The sequence below is a fragment of the Brevibacterium sp. S22 genome (genome assembly GCF_004745485.1).
Lineage (GTDB): Bacteria > Actinomycetota > Actinomycetes > Actinomycetales > Brevibacteriaceae > Brevibacterium.
Map to the genome: position 1 here is coordinate 49,889 of NZ_RHFG01000009.1, position 17,050 is coordinate 66,938.

Annotated in this window: 16 protein-coding genes and 1 pseudogene; 6 read left to right on the plus strand and 11 right to left on the minus strand. The window is 65.4% G+C overall.

What is annotated here, in order from left to right; all coding sequences use genetic code 11:
• Positions 1 to 156: 156 nt before the first annotated feature.
• The 9 genes and pseudogenes from EB835_RS09770 to EB835_RS09805 form a co-directional block, all read right to left on the minus strand.
• Entirely contained in the window at positions 157 to 1,611 is a 1,455-nt protein-coding gene (locus EB835_RS09770) for an MFS transporter (protein WP_135809276.1), read from the minus strand.
• 182 nt (positions 1,612 to 1,793) lie between these two features.
• The gene (locus EB835_RS09775; RefSeq protein WP_135809277.1) at positions 1,794 to 2,543 is read right to left on the minus strand and encodes a peptidylprolyl isomerase; all 750 of its coding nucleotides are present in this window, start codon (positions 2,541 to 2,543) and stop codon (positions 1,794 to 1,796) included.
• A 324-nt stretch (positions 2,544 to 2,867) separates the two neighbouring features.
• Positions 2,868 to 4,085: an MFS transporter gene (locus EB835_RS09780; RefSeq protein ID WP_135809278.1), complete on the minus strand. Its 1,218-nt coding sequence runs from the start codon at positions 4,083 to 4,085 to the stop codon at positions 2,868 to 2,870.
• A gap of 170 nt (positions 4,086 to 4,255) precedes the next feature.
• Positions 4,256 to 4,636, minus strand: a complete 381-nt coding sequence (gene pcaC / locus EB835_RS20620) for a 4-carboxymuconolactone decarboxylase (RefSeq protein ID WP_240688664.1) — start codon at positions 4,634 to 4,636, stop codon at positions 4,256 to 4,258.
• Between the two features lie 126 nt (positions 4,637 to 4,762).
• Positions 4,763 to 5,548 (minus strand): annotated as a pseudogene (locus tag EB835_RS20625) (alpha/beta hydrolase); the annotation flags it as partial.
• Between the two features lie 25 nt (positions 5,549 to 5,573).
• The gene (locus EB835_RS09790) at positions 5,574 to 6,944 is read right to left on the minus strand and encodes a lyase family protein (RefSeq protein WP_135809280.1); all 1,371 of its coding nucleotides are present in this window, start codon (positions 6,942 to 6,944) and stop codon (positions 5,574 to 5,576) included.
• Positions 6,945 to 6,949: 5 nt separating this feature from the next.
• Entirely contained in the window at positions 6,950 to 7,534 is a 585-nt protein-coding gene (gene pcaG, locus EB835_RS09795) for a protocatechuate 3,4-dioxygenase subunit alpha (RefSeq protein ID WP_135809281.1), read from the minus strand.
• Positions 7,527 to 8,387 carry a protocatechuate 3,4-dioxygenase subunit beta gene (pcaH, locus tag EB835_RS09800; RefSeq protein WP_135809282.1) on the minus strand — a complete coding sequence of 287 codons (861 nt, stop codon included), beginning with the start codon at positions 8,385 to 8,387 and terminating at the stop codon, positions 7,527 to 7,529. The genes pcaG and pcaH overlap by 8 nt, the downstream gene beginning before the upstream one ends.
• Before the next feature lie 55 nt (positions 8,388 to 8,442).
• A complete protein-coding gene (locus EB835_RS09805) occupies positions 8,443 to 9,627 on the minus strand; it encodes a 4-hydroxybenzoate 3-monooxygenase (protein ID WP_205749907.1) in 1,185 nt (394 codons plus the stop codon).
• Positions 9,628 to 9,902: 275 nt separating this feature from the next.
• Between EB835_RS09805 and EB835_RS09810 the strand changes: the two genes are divergently transcribed.
• From EB835_RS09810 to EB835_RS09825, 4 genes are all read left to right on the plus strand, one after another.
• Positions 9,903 to 10,505 (plus strand): SipW-dependent-type signal peptide-containing protein, encoded by a 603-nt coding sequence (locus EB835_RS09810; RefSeq protein WP_135809284.1) that lies wholly within the window; start codon positions 9,903 to 9,905, stop codon positions 10,503 to 10,505.
• Between the two features lie 101 nt (positions 10,506 to 10,606).
• A complete protein-coding gene (locus EB835_RS09815; RefSeq protein WP_168216687.1) occupies positions 10,607 to 11,221 on the plus strand; it encodes a SipW-dependent-type signal peptide-containing protein in 615 nt (204 codons plus the stop codon).
• 3 nt (positions 11,222 to 11,224) lie between these two features.
• Complete coding sequence (locus EB835_RS20430; protein WP_205749908.1) at positions 11,225 to 12,607, plus strand: signal peptidase I; 1,383 nt, start codon at positions 11,225 to 11,227, stop codon at positions 12,605 to 12,607.
• Complete coding sequence (locus EB835_RS09825; protein WP_135809286.1) at positions 12,604 to 13,104, plus strand: hypothetical protein; 501 nt, start codon at positions 12,604 to 12,606, stop codon at positions 13,102 to 13,104. Before EB835_RS20430 ends, EB835_RS09825 begins: the two co-directional genes overlap by 4 nt.
• 96 nt (positions 13,105 to 13,200) lie before the next feature.
• Here the strand turns inward: EB835_RS09825 and EB835_RS09830 are convergent, their stop codons facing one another.
• Both EB835_RS09830 and EB835_RS09835 read right to left on the minus strand, forming a co-directional pair.
• Positions 13,201 to 14,037, minus strand: coding sequence for a phosphosulfolactate synthase (locus EB835_RS09830; protein WP_135809287.1), 837 nt, complete (start codon positions 14,035 to 14,037; stop codon positions 13,201 to 13,203).
• 94 nt (positions 14,038 to 14,131) lie between these two features.
• Complete coding sequence (locus EB835_RS09835; protein WP_135809288.1) at positions 14,132 to 15,556, minus strand: MmgE/PrpD family protein; 1,425 nt, start codon at positions 15,554 to 15,556, stop codon at positions 14,132 to 14,134.
• A 205-nt stretch (positions 15,557 to 15,761) separates the two neighbouring features.
• On the opposite strand from EB835_RS09835, the gene EB835_RS09840 reads away from it, so the two are divergent.
• Both EB835_RS09840 and EB835_RS09845 read left to right on the plus strand, forming a co-directional pair.
• Positions 15,762 to 16,817 carry a YeeE/YedE family protein gene (locus EB835_RS09840; RefSeq protein WP_135809289.1) on the plus strand — a complete coding sequence of 352 codons (1,056 nt, stop codon included), beginning with the start codon at positions 15,762 to 15,764 and terminating at the stop codon, positions 16,815 to 16,817.
• A complete protein-coding gene (locus EB835_RS09845) occupies positions 16,814 to 17,038 on the plus strand; it encodes a sulfurtransferase TusA family protein (protein WP_135809290.1) in 225 nt (74 codons plus the stop codon). Before EB835_RS09840 ends, EB835_RS09845 begins: the two co-directional genes overlap by 4 nt.
• Positions 17,039 to 17,050 lie beyond the last annotated feature (12 nt).

A 17,050-nucleotide genomic window follows, 5' to 3' on the forward strand; every position in this document is an offset into this window, starting at 1 on the left:
GCGAATCGATGATCGCCTGGGAGGTTGTGACGAAATCGTAGCTTTACCTCCGTGGGAGGACTGCCGGCCGAGCCCTATGAGCGGGATCCGAGCGGAGACGACGAAGGACCCGATCATCTGACACGATGATCGGGCCCTTCGCCGATGAGATGAGCTTCAGCTCAGCTGGTCCTCCATATCGAGGTCAGAGGTGTCCTTGGCCAGCCACAGGGCGATGATGGTGACGATCGCCGCTGCGATGATGTAGAGACCGCAGTAGAAGATCGACCCTCCTTCGGCCTGCCACAGAGCGACCATGGCGAACGGCGCGGGGCCCGCGCCGATGACGCTGGACATGTTGTATGAGATCGCCGAGCCGGTGTAGCGGACATTGGCGGGGAAGAGCTCCGGCAGGTACGCGGCCATCGGTCCGAAGGTCAGCCCCATGAGGATGAAGCCGACGATGAGGCCGACGACGACTCCCGGGGTGCCGGCGTTGAACAGGGCATTGACGACGAGCCCGTAGGCGGCGATGAGCACGGTCACGCCCAGGAGCATCTTCCGGCGTCCCAGCTTCTCGGCCAAGGGGCCGGAGACGATGGTGAAGATGCCGAAGAACACGACTCCGATGATGAGGTAGGTGAGGAATTCGTTCTTCGTGTACCCCAGCCCGGCGACGAAGCCTGCGGGATCGAAGTTCTTCCCCTCCGCCTCGGCGGCCGCCTGAGCCTGTTCGGGGCTGGACGGTGATGTGCCGTAGGTGAGGGTGAACGCGGTCATGAAGTAGAAGATCACGTAGGTCGCGAGCATGATGAGCGTGCCGAGGATGAGCGGCTTCCAGCTCGTGGCGAACACACGCCCGAGTGGGGCCTTCGAGATCTGCTGCTTCTGCGCAACGAGTTGGAACGCCGGGGTCTCCATGAGTGACATGCGGACGTAGAGGCCGACTGCCACGAGCAGGGCCGAGAGCAGGAACGGGATGCGCCAGCCCCAGGCGAGGAAGGCCTCGGGGGAGGTCCAAGTGCCGAGGGCGACGAAGAGCAGGTTGGCGATGATGAAGCCGACCGGGGCGCCGAGCTGCGGGAACGTGCCCCAGATGGCGCGCTTGCCCGGAGGGGCGTTCTCTGTTGCCAGCAGGGCGGCACCGGACCATTCGCCGCCGAGTCCGACTCCTTGGCAGAAGCGCAGGAGGACGAGGAACAGCGGGGCGAGGACGACCCAGCCCGGGGTGCTTGCGGTGGGGAGGAGACCGATGAGGAAGGTGCCGATGCCCATGATGAGCAGGGAGGCGATGAGCGTCTTCTTCCGGCCGATGCGGTCACCGAAGTGACCGAAGATGATCGAGCCCAGAGGGCGAGCGACGAAGGCGACTCCGAAGATCGCAAACGAGCTCAGCAGCTGCGTCGTCGATGTCTGGTTGGGGAAGAAGAGGGCCGGAAAGACCAGCGACGAGGCGGTCGCGTACGCGTAGAAGTCGAAGAATTCGATCGTGGTGCCGACCATCGAGGCGGTCAGGACCTTGCCGCGGGTGTTGTTCTTCCTGGTCGCTGCGATGGCGTCGGAGTCGATGCCGGTGTCGGCTCCGCTGTCCGGTGAGGGGGTCGGATTCCCCGGTTGTGTTTCGGTGGACATGATGTCGTTGTGCTCCGCTGTTTTGTGAGTGCAGGCACGGGCGGGTGGTGCTCGTGTCAATGGAAAAGGCCGTCGATGCTGTGTTGGCACAGCATCGACGGCAACGGCTAGACACTACGCCCGTCTCAGAATAGGCGCGGAACGCGTCTCAGAAGTTGAGATCGTTTGGAAGTCCGAGTATCTCAGTCCGCGGATACCTCGGTGATGGTGACCTTCTGATTCGGTGCTCCATCACCGGCGCCGGAGTCCGTGCCCTTGGCTGCGATGTCGGCGACGGTCTTCGTGCTGTCCTCGTCGAGGGAGCCGAAGACGGTGTAGTCCGGGGGCAGCGAACTGTCGTCGTAGACGACGAAGAACTGGGAGCCGTTGGTGTCGGGGCCCGAGTTGGCCATGGCCAGGGTGCCGGCCGGGTAGGTCTCGGAGCCGTCGAGCTCATCGGCGAACGAATAGCCGGGACCGCCTGAGCCGGTGCCGCTGGGGTCTCCGCACTGGAGGACGAAGATGCCCTCGGTGGTCAGGCGGTGGCAGTCGGTGTCATCGAAGTACTTCTGCTTCGCCAGTGACAGGAAACTGTTGACGGTGCAGGGAGCGCCGTCGGCGTCGAGGGTGACGGCCAGGTCGCCGGCGTTCGTTCCGATGGTGGCCTCGAATTCGCCATCGGCCTCCGGCTTCTCTGCGGGGGCGTCGACGTCCTCGGCGCCGGACTGCGAGTCAGCGGGGTAGGAGCAGGTGCCGGCCGCGGCTTCGTTGGAGGCGTTCGAACCGTCGCCGGAGCCACCCTCGGAATCAGACGACCCGCAGCCGGTCAGCAGCAGCAGCGCGAGGACCGCGAAGGCGGCCAGGGCCAGCAGTGCGGCTGATTTCGGACGCCGGGTCAGGTCGTCAGAGTGGCGGGTCAGGGCATGAGAGCGGCTCTGCGCGGGATGATCCATGGCTTCATCGTATCGGCATGCCGCTGCGGGTCACTTTCGGACACTTTCCGCGCCGAGCGCTCCGCCCCAACATAGGTCACAGACGGACATCTCTGCGCTCGGAAAGTATCCGATAGTGACCCATAGTTTCGAGGCGAGCATCCGTTTGCGACCACAATGTCCCGGAGTGGCCCCTGAGCCCCGGCCGAACGCGCGGCTGCCGTCGATTTGACCGAGACAACGGCTGAGTGCCGACACGCCGGTTGCGAGCCGACACACCTGCGCGGGCAGCGTGGTCTCGGCGCGCAACCGAAGTCTCGGCGGAGGCTTCTGCTGGCTACAGGCTCAGGTCTCGACGGTCGACCGGGTGCTCGGGTCGGAGGAGCCGCCTCGGCGCAGGAAGATCGCGACGGAGATGACGATGAGGCCTGCCAGGCAGAGGCCGACGCCGACCCAGGCGGGTGCACGGTAGCCCAGTCCCGCGGTGATGACGATGCCGCCGAGCCACGCACCCAGGGCATTGGCGAGGTTGAAGGCGGCGTGGTTCATGGCCGCGGACAGGCTCGGGGCGTCATGCGATTCGCGGAACAGACGCATCTGCAGGGCCGTGGTGATCATCGACCCGGAGATGCCGATGAGGAAGAGGGCGATGATCGCGATCGCCGCGATCTGAGTGAAGGCGCCGAAGGCGGCCAGCACGAGGGCGGAGAGGATCATGCCTCCGGTGGCCGAGCGTTCGATCGACTTGTCGACGAGCGGACCGGCGATGAGCGAGCCGGCGGTCATGCCGAGTCCGTAGACGGCGAGCACCCAGGGGATCGCGACCTCGGGGACGCCGGCGACGTCGGTCATGGTCGGGGTGATGTAGGTGTAGACGGCGAACATTCCGCCGAAGCCCACGGACCCGGCCACGAGCGTGAGGATGATCTGCACACGTCCGAGCGCCTTGATCTCCCCGCGCGCCGAGGGCACCTCACCAGCGCCGACACTCACGCGCGGCACGGCGATGGCGACCATGATGACGGTGAGCACACCGAGGGCGGCGACGAGCGCGTAGGCGCTGCGCCACCCGAACATATTGCCCAGTGCCGCGGCGAAGGGGACGCCGAAGATGTTCGCGATCGTCAGGCCCAGCATCACCCGCGACATTGCACGCCCACGTCGGTTGACGGGCACGAGGGAGGCGGCGACGACGGCTCCGATGCCCAGGTAGGCTCCGTGCGGCAGACCGGAGACGAAGCGTGCGATGTTGAACAGTCCGGCAGTCGGGGCGAGCATCGAAGCGAGGTTGCCCAGAGCGAAGAGCCCCATCATGCACAGGAGCAGCAGCTTGCGATCCATGTGGGCTGCGATGGTCGTGATCAGTGGTGCGCCGACGACGACGCCGATCGCGTAGAACGACACCGCATGCCCGGCCTGCGGGACGGTGATGCCCAGTTCCTCGGCGATCATGGGCAGAAGACCCATCGTCGCGAACTCGGTCACGCCGATGGCGAACGCACCGATCGCCAGGGCGAAGACGGCGAATTTATAGACTCCGCGGGAGACCGGGGCGTCACTCATAGGGCTCCTTCAGGGCAAGCAGGATCGGGCAGGCAACCGCACCAGCCTATGGCCCATCGCGGCTCCTCGGAAGTGCAGAGGGACGCAATGTGACGATTCGAACAGCCGTGGTCGGCCGCTTCCACAAGGGCTGACCCTCGCCGAGGCGGCCCACCGGAGGGCTGGAATGCTCAGTCGGCGCTGCCCTCGGCATCCGCCTCGGCCAAGGCCTGGGATGCGACGGAGAAGGCGGTGTTCGCGCTCGGCACCGAGCAGTAGATCGCCGATTGGAGGAGGACCTCTTTGATCTCGTCGCGGGTGAGTCCGTTGCGCAGCGCCGCCTTGACGTGCATCGCGAGCTCGGCCTCGTGGCCGCCGGCGATCATGGCAGTCAGTGTGATGGCCGAACGCATCCGCCTCTCAAGGCCCGGTCGCGTCCAGATCTCTCCCCACGCGTAGCGGGTGATGAGGTCTTGGAAGTCGCTCGTGAAGTCATCGACCTTCGCGTTCGCGCGGTCGACATGGGCGTCGGAGAGCACCTGTCGCCGCACGCTCATTCCGGCCTCCCGCACCTCGTCTCGGGTGGCGTCTCGCGGGCCGGAAGCGGTCGGAAGATCGGTTGCGACATCAGCAGAGGCGGCACCGCCGCCGAGTCCCTTTCCGTGCAGGAAGTCAGCGAGCAGGCCCGCGGTCACGACCGGAGCCTCGGCCGGAACGAGATGGGCGGCGCCGTCGATGACTTCGAGGAGTGCACCGGGAACCTCATTGGCGATCTCGGCGAGCTTCGTCGCCGGAGTCGGCTGGTCCTGGGAACCGGCGACGGCCAGCAGCGGCCGCGAGATCTCGGACAGGCGTTCGCGGGCATCGAAGTCGGCCAGGGCATAGCAGAGCGCGGCAAAGGAGAACCGGTCGGCATCTTGCAGCGAGTGCAGCAGCGCGGCCGAGGTTTCCGGCTCGCGGTCCATGAACCCTTCTCCGAACCAGCGCTGTGCCGAACCGATGACCTGTGTCGGGGTGCCCGAGGTCGCCACGGTCTGTGCACGTTCTTCCCAGGCCGCGGCTTCACCGATCTTCGCACCGGTGCAGAACACGGCGATGCGGCCGAAGCGGTCCCCGTGGTCCAGCGCCAGCTGCAGGGCCGTGGCGCCGCCGATCGAATCGCCGGCGAGGTCGACGGGGGCCCCGGGGGCGGCCACATCGGGAAGGACCCGATCCACGGTGGCCAGGACCGCCTCGGCGAGGTCGGACATCGTCAGCCGCGGGGCCACCTCGGTGCCGGTGGGCACCTCGATCGGCGCCGAACGGCCGTGACCGGGCAGGTCGATGCCGATGACCGTCGTCTCCGGGCTGAGGGCGGAGAACTCGGTGGCGGCCTGCTTCCACAGGGCGGTCACGGAGGTGCCCAGCGAGGGCAGGACGACGAGCACCCGGGCGTCGGTCGCCGGAGCGGCGGGTGCGGCAAGGACGGATGCGGTGAGGTCCATGGATGTCACTCTCTTCGGTCGGGTCTCAGTCGAAGGACGGCAGGTCGATCTCCTGCGGTCCGGAATTGTCGATGGTTGCCAGAATGGTCCGGCGGATGTCCTCGGCCTCACCGAGGTAGGACTCGGGGGTGAAGAAATCCTCGATGCCGTCGTCATCGCTGATCTCCGCACGCAGTGCGGCTACGGGGTCGGAGCCGGGGGCGATGATGGCTGCGCGGGTGTCCTTGTCCAGTCGGTCACCGAAGACGATCCCGAGTTTCTCGCCGAAGATCCCGGGGGAGGCGGCGTCGAGGTTCGTGCGCATGGCATCGGCGTTGACCTGCAGGCCCGCGATCATCTCGTCGAGGATGATCAGCGAGGAGATCGCCAGGGTCATGAGCTCGGACAGGGCCGGCCATTCGGCGTGCCAGGCACCGTCGGAGCGTTCTTCGACGGCTTCGGCGGCGGTCGTGGTCAGCGTGGACAGCGCTCCGGGGACGCGCATTCCGTTGCGATGGAGCAGCACCGCCGAGGTGGGGTTCGATTTGTGCGGCATCGTCGAGGATCCGCCGGTCGAGGCCAGGGACAGCTCGCCGATCTCGGGACGGACGCCGATGAGGACGTCGCGGGCGATGGAGGCCCCGACAGTGGTGCATTGGGCGAGGTGTGAGCCCCAGGACATGATGCGGACGCGATCGGTGTGCCAGGGGACGGGGATCTGCGTCAGCGCCGCGTCGGGGCCGACCATCTGGACATTGAATTCGCGCAGCAGCGAGTCGGTGGAGTCGCCGGCGAACCAGCGGATGGCTGCACGCGTGCCGGCGGCCCCGCCGACCTGCACATAGTCGACATAGGGCGCTTGGCCCTGGACTTCATTGACCTCGGCGGCCCAGGCGGCGACCTTGAGCCCGAACGTCGTCGGCAGCGCCGGTTGGGTCAGCGTCCGGGCCAGGCACAGGGTCTGGGCATGAGCGTCGGAGAGTTCGACGAGGGAGGCGCCGATGACCTCGAGGCGCGCCTGCATCTGCCTCACGACGCGGGAGACGAGCAGACCGACCGCCGTGTCGATGACGTCCTGGCTGGTCAGCCCGCGGTGCAGGCATCGTGAGGCTTCGGGGGAGAGCCGGGAGCGGACGAGGGCGAGGAACGGGATGAGCGGGTTGCCCCCGGCTTCGGCCTCCTCGCCGAGAGTCTGCAGCTGGGTGTGATCGTCCGTGAGCGTGCGGATCGTGGCATCGATGGCGGCGGCCACCTCGGCGCGGGTCTCCGCGGACACCAACCCCACCCGGCCCTGTGCGACGATCCACGCGGTCTCGACCTGGCCGATCGCGGTGATGAACGCGGCGTCGTCGATGGCTTCGGACCCGCGCAGATCGCCGGGGGCGAAGAGGAACCGGGTGTGGGCGGTGTCGGTCATGTCTCTCAGTCCTCGTGGCTGGGGAAACGGAGGAAGGGTGTTTCCTCCTCACCCTGCAACCGTATGTCGAAGTGCAGCGATCCGTCAGCCCCTCGAGTCGCGACGAGGCGGGCGCGCTCGTCTTCATCGAGCGAGGACAGGAGCGGGTCGGCGGCCAGCGCCTCGGTGTCCTCGGGCAGGTAGATGCGGGTGAAGAGGCGGTTGAGCAGCCCGCGGGCGAAGATGACGAGGCTGATGAATGGGGCCTTGCCTGCCTCGGTGGGGCCGGGGTTGACCGTCGAGAAGCTGAACTCGCCTTCGGGGTCGACGGCTGCGCGGCCGAATCCGGTGAAGGTGAAGCCGTTGCGGAGCAGCGAACCCGTCTTCCGGGGAACCTCGCCGTTCTCATCGGGCTGCCAGATCTCGAGGATCGCATCGGGGACGCGCTCGCCCGCCCCGTCATAGACGGTTCCGGTCAGCTGCACCGCCCGCGCCGAACCGGGCGGCACGAGCTCATTGTCGTGCTCGTAGGGCATTGCGTAGCCGTAGAAGGGTCCGACGGTCTGCCCCGGCGTGGGGGTGAGGTCGGTGGTCGGGGTGGTCTCAGTCATCGTCCTCTTCTTCCATCCAGGTCCGGTTGGCTCCGGTGAGCACGATGTCCCAGTTATAGCCCATGAGGAATTCGTGTTCGGTGATGTTGTGGTCATAGGTGGCCACCAGCCGGTCGCGCGCTTTCTGGTCGGTGATCGACTGGTAGATCGGGTCGAGAGCGAAGAGCGGATCGCCGGGGAAGTACATCTGCGTGATCATCCGCTGTGTGAACTCGGATCCGAAGAGCGAGAAGTGGATATGGGCCGGTCGCCATGCGTTGTGGTGGTTCTTCCACGGGTAGGGGCCCGGCTTGATCGTCGTGAATGAGTAGGACCCGTCGTCGCCGGTCAGGGTACGGCCGACACCGGTGAAGTTCGGGTCGATCGGGGCCGGGTGCTGGTCGCGTTTGTGGATATAGCGTCCTGCCGAGTTCGCCTGCCAGATCTCGACGAGCTGGCCCCGCACGGGACGACCTTCACCGTCGAGGACCCGGCCGGTGACGCGGATGCGCTCGCCGATGGGTTCGCCGTCGGCCTGGATGGTCAGATCGGATTCGAGGGTGCCGATGTCCCGGTGCCCGAAGGCGGGGGAGAAGAGCTCGATCGTCTCTGGGTCGGTGTGGCGCGGATCCTTCGTCGGGTGCCGCAGGATCGAGGACCGGTAGGGCCGGTAGTCCAGGCGCGGCTGGGTCTCGGGCTTCTTGCCGCCGGCGACGTCCTGCTTGTACTGCGTTTCGATGCTCTCGATCTCCGCCGACAGCGTCGCCTGTGACTCGGCTGCGTCGTCGGGGCCCTTCACGGGCTGATCGATGACGGTCGGGGAGGTGAATGCCTCGGCGGACTCGTCAACGTCCGAGTTCTGCTGTGGACTCATCGTCGAACCTTTCTCTCTTCGGTGCTCATGTTCGTGGGGAGGGTGGGGGAGCGGCTCAGCCGTGGGGCCAGCCGGTGTAGCACTCGGCCAGGTAGCGGCGACCGTGGTCGGATTCGAGGATGGACCGCAGTTCGCCGAGGCTGCGCTTCGTTTCGAAGGCGTCCTGAGTCGGGTCGGTGTGGAGCATCCGTGTCATCTGGTACGAGAAGTTCTGGGCCTTCCATACACGCTTGGTCGCGGTCTGCGAATACCCGGCGAGCGCCTCGGCGTCGGAGTCCTTGAACGCCGTGATGAGAGCGGGGGCGAGCACGGCGACATCGGCGAAGGCGAGGTTGAGGCCTTTTGCGCCGGTCGGTGGGACCGTGTGGGCGCTGTCGCCGGCGAGGAACATCGACCCGTGCTGCATCGGCTCGGTTACGGCCGAACGGAACGGCAGCACGGTCTTGTCGAAAATCGGACCGGTCTTGAGTTCGAAGCCGTCGGGGCCTGCGACGCGGGCCTGGAGCTCGGTCCAGATCCGGTCATCGGACCAGTCGGCCACATCGGCGTCGGGGGAGGCCTGGAAGTACATGCGCTGGACGTTCGCGCTGCGTTGGGAGATGAGGGCGAAGCCGCGTTCGGAGCGGGAGTAGATGAGGACCTCGTGGCTGGGCGGGGCTTCGCAGAGGATGCCGAACCAGGCGAACGGATATTCGTGGAAGAAGCGCTGCCGGGTGCCGTCGGGAATCATCGAGCGGCAGGGGCCGCGCGAGCCGTCGGCCCCGACGACGTAGCGGGCGCTGATGCGCAGCTCTTCACCGTCGGCAGAGGTGGCGGTGACCCAGGGGGCCTCGGTTTCGATATCGCCGAGGCGGGTGTCCGTGACCGAGTAGTAGGTGGGGCGGCCCGTGCGTTCACGGGCGGCGGCGAGGTCGACGAAGATCTCGTTCTGGGGGTAGAGCCACACGGATTCGCCGACGAGTTCGGGGAAGTCGAAGTGGTTCGAGGCGCCGTTGACTCGAATGTCGATGCCGTCGTGGCGGTGACCGTCGATGTGGACGCGGGATTCGACGCCTGCAGCTTCGAGCATGCGCACCGATCCTGCTTCGAGGATTCCGGCGCGGTGTGTGTGGGCGATGTCGTCGCGGCTGCGGTTGTCGATGACGACGGATTCGATGCCTGCATTGTGCAGCAGGTGCGCGAGCATGAGTCCCGCGGGTCCGGCTCCGACGATCGCCACGTCTGTCTTCAGTTGTGCCACCTTGGCCTCCTTGCCGTATCTCGTCTCATCAGTGTGCGCCCAGTCACTGAGCCGAAGCGATGGCATTCTCAATGAATAAGAAGTCGGGCCGAGGGTGGGTGGAGTCCGGCGGCGCGGCTCACCGTGCGAACTCCGTTCAAAGTTACTTTTCGATAACAGATCACAGAAGTGATGGAAAAAAGTTCTTCGAAAGTAATTCTTCAGTCATCATGAAATCATCCCCCAACACTCTTCAACGTGATCGGTGCTCATGCACCCCTGGATAAGGAGTCTCCGTGACCGCTTCCAAGACCCGCTCCCGCAAGTTCAAAGCCATTCTCGCCGGCGGCATCGTCCTCGGTGTCGGCGCGGCAGTGACCCTCGCTGCCTGGACCGACGACGAATGGGCCGAAGGTGTCTTCGGCGCCGGTTCGTTCAACGTGGAGGGCAGCACCGACGGCTCGAGCTTCACTGATCACGAGAGCGCAGACGGAGCGGCCTCACTGGACTTCCAGGTCGGCGCGGACAACCTGTCTCCCGGTGACACCGCCGCTGCTCCCTTCGTTCTCCGCCTTGATGACGCGACGAGCTACGACGCTACGGTGGCGCTCACCTCGGCGGCGGGGTCAGGCGACAACACGGGCGCACTGAGCTACGAGATCGTTCAGGTCGCCTCGGCGGGAGACTGCTCGGCCACCGCCACGGGTACTTCGATCGTTGACGCCGGCACCGCGCTGAACTCGACGGGCGGCGCTGCGGACTTCGACCTCACCGCGGGTTCGGGCAGCACTGCGGGAGCTCCGGTGACGCTGTGCTTCAAGGTCACCGCGGGTGATGATCTCGAGCAGGGTCAGAACACCATGGCGCAGTGGCAGTTCACCGCAACCTCGGCCGAATGACGACGCTGAACTGATCGATGCACCTTTCCTCGTTGCGGCTGCGGAATCTCTTCTCAGGCGGGCGGGCACCGTCGAGTGACCGCCCGCTGAGTCGACGGCAGATGCGACAGCGGCGTCGGCTGCGCAATCGACGTATCAAAGCGATTCTCGCCGGTGGGCTGGTTTTCGGTGTGGGCGCGACGGCGACGGTCGCGGCGTGGACGGATACGGAAGAGGCCTCCGGCTCGTTCGAAGCCGGGAGGTTCAATATCGAACTGTCTGTCGACGGGTCGGACTGGACGAACACCAGCACGATGACCTTCGACGCAGGCAGCATGTATCCGGGGCAGAAGGTCTATGCCCCGGTGTTCGTCCGGACTACGTCGACCACGTCGATCGGCGGCGAGGTCACCGTGTCGGGCGGCGGAATACAGAATCCGAACGCCTTTGCCTCTGCGCTCACCTATCGAGCTGTGGCGCGGACTTCGTCCGGTACCGGGTGTGATGCGAACAGTTTCCCCGGTCCGGGCACCGTCATCTTCGGTGAGGACGGCGGGGTCGCCCTGAGCAGCAGACCGACTGCGGCGGCAAGTCAGGAACTTGAGTCTGCGGGTGCTGCCGTTCAGGCCTACTGCTTCGAGGTGACGCTGCCGACGAACGCGCCGAACGAGGCTCAGGGACTGTCGACGTCTCACACCTGGACCTTCACCGCCGAATCCACGACTCCAGGATCGTGAACGATGAGCCGTAGTTCATCGAACGGGTCGGGCATCGGTGCCTGGCTGGGTGCTGCCCTGCTCAATGTGCTCGCCGTTCTCGGCGTGGTGTGCATCGTCCTCGTCATCCTCGGTGTGGTCTTCAATGTCTCAATCATGATGTTCAAGACCGGATCGATGAGTCCGACGATTCCGGCGGGTTCGGCCGCTCTCGTTCGGGAGATCCCTGCCGAGGACATGAAGGTCGGCGACATCGTCACCGTCGACCGCGGAGACAAGGTTCTGCCGGTGACGCACCGCGTCATCGACATCCAAACGACCGACCCTTCCACCGGTGCCGTGACCTTCGACATGAAGGGTGACGCGAACGCGGAGAAGGACCCCGATCCTTACACCACGGAAACGGTGCGGAAGGTGATGTTCTCTGTCCCTGGAATCGCGCCGATCCTCCAGCAGTGGCGCAACCCGTTCCTGCTCGGCGGCATCACGATCGCGGCGAGCCTCCTCGTCGTGTGGGCGTTCTGGCCGCGCCGCGGCGATGATCTGGACGAGAGTGACGAGTCATCGGCAAACGCCGCACGTACCGAGGTTGATCGATTGCGAACTGCTGCGCGCTCGCCCAAGCATGCCGTGGCGGCTCCGATCATCGCCGCTATGTTGCTCGGCGGAGGAGTCGCAGGAGAAGATCTCGGAGTCGACACGACTGCCAGTGGAGGCGCGGGAGCTGCCTCGAACCAGTCCTCGTCGGAGGTTCACGGTCAGTATCTGCGTTTGAGGGCGTTCGGCGACGATAAAAGGATGCTCGGTCTCAGCCCGGGAGCATCGGCGAATTGGACCGTCGATGTGTGGGTCGAGGACGCTGATCCCGGCACGGTCGACCTCGAGATCGGTGCGGGGCAGGTGACTGAGCCGCTCGCCTCGGCGCTGGTCGTCGATGTGCGCAGCTGTGATCGGACCGCGATCGACGAAGGCTGTCCAGCGGGTTCACACAGCTTGCTGAGCGGGATGCCCTTGACCGACTTGGGGCGTGCGCCGGACGGAAACAGAGTCCTCGAAGAAATGCCGAGTGAAGACGAACGGCGCATCGATGTCACCGTCTCGCTGCTGCCCGACGCCGATGTGAAGAAGGTCAACGGGCAAACGAGCAGTGTCCGGATCACCGCGCTGGGCCAGGGCGAGGAGCTCTCTGTGGGCCCAGGTGACCCTGGGCCAGGCGATCCGGGTGAAGCCGACGCCGGCTCCAACGGATCAGGCTCAGATGATCCTGGTGCGGAAGGGCCTGGCGGGTCGGGAGAACTGCCGTGGACCGGCATCGACGGATGGCAGTGGTTCCTGCTGGCCGCGTTCGTGCTCATCGTTGTGGGATCGGCCGTGGTCTCGAGGACGCGGAGGGCGCGACAGTCATGACTCATATCTTCGTGTGGAAGCGAATCCGCGTCCTGCTCGCCATAGTCGCACTGTTGGCGCTCGTCCTCGTGCCTTCGGTGGTCAACGGGACCCTCGCCGGGTGGAACGATGACAAATCGAGTACCGGGGAGTTCACCGCCGGGTCGCTCAATATCAGCAATCTGACATGTACGGACAACAGCGGTCTGCTCGGGCTCGGCGGGGACCAGCTGAAACTGGATTGGACAAAGCCTGCGAACTCCGGGTCCACGCAGCTCCAATACACTGTCACAGTGGTAAGGACGCCATTGATCGGTTCGGCCGAGACGACAACTCACATCACCGAGAGCACCACTTACACATATACCGACAAGCGTCTGACACTGGTTTCTCTGCCGCGGTACTCATTGACGGTCCAAGCGAACCCTGTAGGTGGTTGGACCGGGGCCGCCCAAACCGTGAACGGGCGCGGGGCGAATCTGCTGGGTATCGGATTGGTTCTGCGCTGCAGATCGTGATGGTCGGCAGGGGATGAAAGGCGAAGACGCCGGCGGATTTCGCCGGCGTCCTCGCCCTTACTGCCGGTCAGACTGGCTTAGTGGCGGCGCCACACCTCACGGAGCCGGATTGATCACCCGTCCCCAGGTGGACTTGTTGCCCCAGACGTTCTGGCGCAGGCCCTCGAGCTGAAGAATCTGCGAGTGGTCGACGAACAGGTTGCATTCGTTTCCGTAGTTCTTGATGTACCACTCGAAGACCGGTCCGTCGGCGGCTTCGAACATGACGTTCTCCAGCCCCAGCCCGTTGATGATCGAGGCGGCCGCGGCGGTGTTCCACTCATCCACGTTCTCCGTGATGCCTTCGGACTCGATCATGATGATCGAAGCTCCGGCATCCAGGGCTCGCCTGCCGCGGTCGACGAGGTCGCCGATGTCCTTCGCGGACTCCGCTGCCAGCTCGGCCTCACCGGAGTCTCCGCCGGAACCGATCTGGATGCCCAGCTCGGGCTTCGCCTTGAGCCCGGCCTTGACGACCTTCTCCACCAGGCGCTCGAGCCCCGAGGTCGGCAGCATGATGAACCCGGTCGAGATTTCGATGACGTCGAAGCCGACCTCCTTGGCCTCCTTGAGGTACTGGTCGACCGCGTCGTCTCCGTAGCGCAGGACCGTTTCGATCCAGCCGCCCGACGACACGTACGCGTCGTTCTCGTGGGCGATGTCGCTCATCGCCTTGACCTGCTCGGGAGGCACGAGCGAGAAGGACCCACCCGCCCACTTGATGCCGTCGACCCATTGCCCGGCGACGTCGAAGACGTCCTGGAGGTGACGGGTGCCGAAGGTCGAATAGTACGGTGCGCGGATCTCGGTCATCCCGATGGTGCGGGGCTTGGCCGGGCGGTAGGCGCGGGGGACGAAGTTCATGGACACATCGAAATCGATGGCGTTCGACATGGTCTTTCCTTTCTTCGAATGCCGACGATTCGTCGGCGAGGGTGCCGACATCGCGTCGGCAGGGGTGCCGGGATCTCCGGCGGGTGGCGCAGCCTCAGCTGCGAGTCTGGCGAACCTGAGCTAGCACTCGGGTCAGCTCGCGGATCGGATGATTCTCGAGGTCATGGACGAGGTCGGCGATCTGGTCACGCAGCTCCGCCTCGGCGAAGGGGGAGGTCAGGGCGTCGAACTTCCGGCGCGCTCCTGCCCAGTCGAGGGGGTTCGTGGTGAAGCCCTCGTAGTCGTCGGTGCTCGCCCGGAACTTCGTTCCATCGCCGAGGGTGACGACGAGGTCGGCGCACATGTGCTCGGGGAAGCGATCGCTGAACTCCTGCGACGGCGTGATCGTCACCTTGTGCATGAGGTCCTGCACATCGTCGTCGACGATGCGCTCCGGCTCGTACTGGGCCGGGTTGAGCTCCCCGTCGAGGAGGACGACCGCGACCATCCACGGCAGCGAATGGTCCGCCTCCTCCTTCGTGCGGATCGTGCGCTTGTCGCCCTCTTCGCCACCGCCGATGATCGAATAGGCGACGTCGAAGGTCTTCAGCTCCACGCTGGCGATGGCATCTGCGCGGAAGCCCTCCTGCCGACGGATCTCCTGTGCGGCATCGAGGGCCGACTGCGAGTGGATCTCCGCATTGTGCTTCTTGATGATCGTGCCCGTGACCTTCTCGAGGTCCTCGGACGACCAGTCGAGGTCGAAGTCCCCAGCCAGTGTCTTGAAGCCCTTGTTGCCTTCGAAGACCTCGGCCGGGCCGGTGATTCCGTGTGCGGCGAGCAGGGCGTCGAAGACTCCCTCCTTCGACACGTGCGGATACGCCAGCCCCTTCCAGTGGCTCAAGTCCCCGGTGCGGGTCACACGCAGCGCCACATTCGCGGTGCCGGCCATGGCGGCCGCGTTCGCGATCTGCTCCGCGGTCAGACCCAGAGCCTTCGCCGAGGCGGCGCCGGCAGCGAATGCGCCCTGCGTCGTATGGTCGAAGCCCAGGTCACGGACCGGAGCGACGTCCGAGAGGCGGGCGTGGATCTGGTAGGCCACGGCGAAGGCCGTGAGGAAGTCCTCACCGCTGGCGTCGGCGTGCTCGGCGGCGGCGAGGACCGCGCCCATATTGTCCGAGGGGTGATTCGTCTCGCCCTTCGCGAGATAGGCATCCATGAAATCGAGATACCTGCTCAGAGCCGAGTTGAAGAACGCGGCATGGTCCGGGCTGGCATGGCCGCCGCCGATGAGGGTGGCTCCCCGCCCGGCGTCGAGGTCCTCGATGAGGGCTCTGATCTCCTGCAGCGGGGGTGCGTCGAGGGCGCCGATGGCGACGCCGATCGTGTCGAGAACGCGGATCTTCAGCTGTTCGAGGGCCTGCTCGCTGAGCATGTCCAGCGAGGCTCGGTCGACGAACTGCGCAAGTGACTGGACTTCTGTCTGTGCTGCCTCCGCTGTCGCTGTCTGAGCTGAGCGAGGCGTCGTTGTCGTTGTCATTGTGACCTCTCCTAGTTAGGTTAGGTATTCCTAAGCATGCGCCCAAAAGTATCTTGACGTCAAGATACATTTACTGAGATCCATACCACATCGAGACCACTGGGCGGCATTTCCGGTCGACGCGGTTGACGGAATTGTGATTGTTGAGCAAAATGGGCGGTTGTTGTGGTCGCCTGCGACCCTGTCTCACAGAGAAAGCAGCTTCATGATCATCACCGGACTCGTCGTCGGACTGGTGCTCGGTTTCGTCTTCCAAAGGGGACGCTTCTGTGTCACCGGAGCGTTCCGCGACCTCACTCTGACGGGGAACACGCGTTGGTTCTCCGCACTCATCGTGCTCATCGCCGTCCATTCCATCGGACTGTTCCTGCTCAACACCTTCGGGGTCATCACCCTTGAGGCTGAGCCCTTCCCGTGGCTCGCCGCGATCGTCGGCGGCCTCATCTTCGGTGCCTCCATGGTCTTCGCCGGCGGCTGCGCGACGGGCACCTATTACCGGGCCGGCGAGGGTCTCGTCGGCAGCTGGTTCGCGCTGATCTTCTACGCCCTCTTCTCCGCGGTCATGAAGCTCGGACCGGCCGCCGGATTCACTGACGGCATCCGCGCGATCACTCTGGACAACGGAAGCCTGCAGGCGAGCACGGGACTCAGCCCCTGGGTCTTCGTCGTCATCATCTCCGCCATCGCGATCTGGCTGACCGTCCATCATGCGCGCAAGCTCAAGACCCCGATGGCCACCCTGCCTCCCCGCAAGACCGGGCTTGCCCATCTGTTCACCGAGAAGCGCTGGAACCCCTTCGCCACCGCCGTGGTCATCGGCATCATCGCCACGATCGCCTGGCCGCTCTCGGCAGCGACCGGACGCAACTCCGGCCTGGGCATCACGACCCCCTCGGCGAATCTCACCGGCTACCTCGCCACCGGCGATGCCGAACTCATCGACTGGGGAGTCATGCTTGTCATCGGCATCCTCGTCGGCTCGTTCATCGCCGCCAAGGCCTCGGGCGAATTCCGCCTCCGTGTGCCGGACCAGGCCACGATCATCAAGTCGATCATCGGCGGAATCGGCATGGGCGTCGGCGCCGCCATCGCCGGGGGCTGCACAGTCGGCAATGCCATGGTCTCGACCGCACAGTTCGAATACCAGGGCTGGGTCTCCATGGTCTTCATGATCGCCGGTGCCGGAATCGCGGCCAAGGCCACCATCAAACCCAAGCAGTCGCAGGCCGCAGCGCCTGTGGCGGAAAGCAGGACCGTATGAAACAGGTACTCGAAACCGACGGTCAGGTCTGCCCCTTCCCGCTCGTCGAAGCGAAGGAGGCCATGACAGGTCTGGAGGCCGGCGATGAGCTGGTCATCAACTTCGACTGCACCCAGGCCACCGAGGCGATCCCGCAGTGGGCGGCCGAGAACGGCTACCCCGTCACCCACTTCGACCGCGTCACCGACGCCAGCTGGACCATCACCGTCCAGAAGTCCTGACCCGGCCCAGAA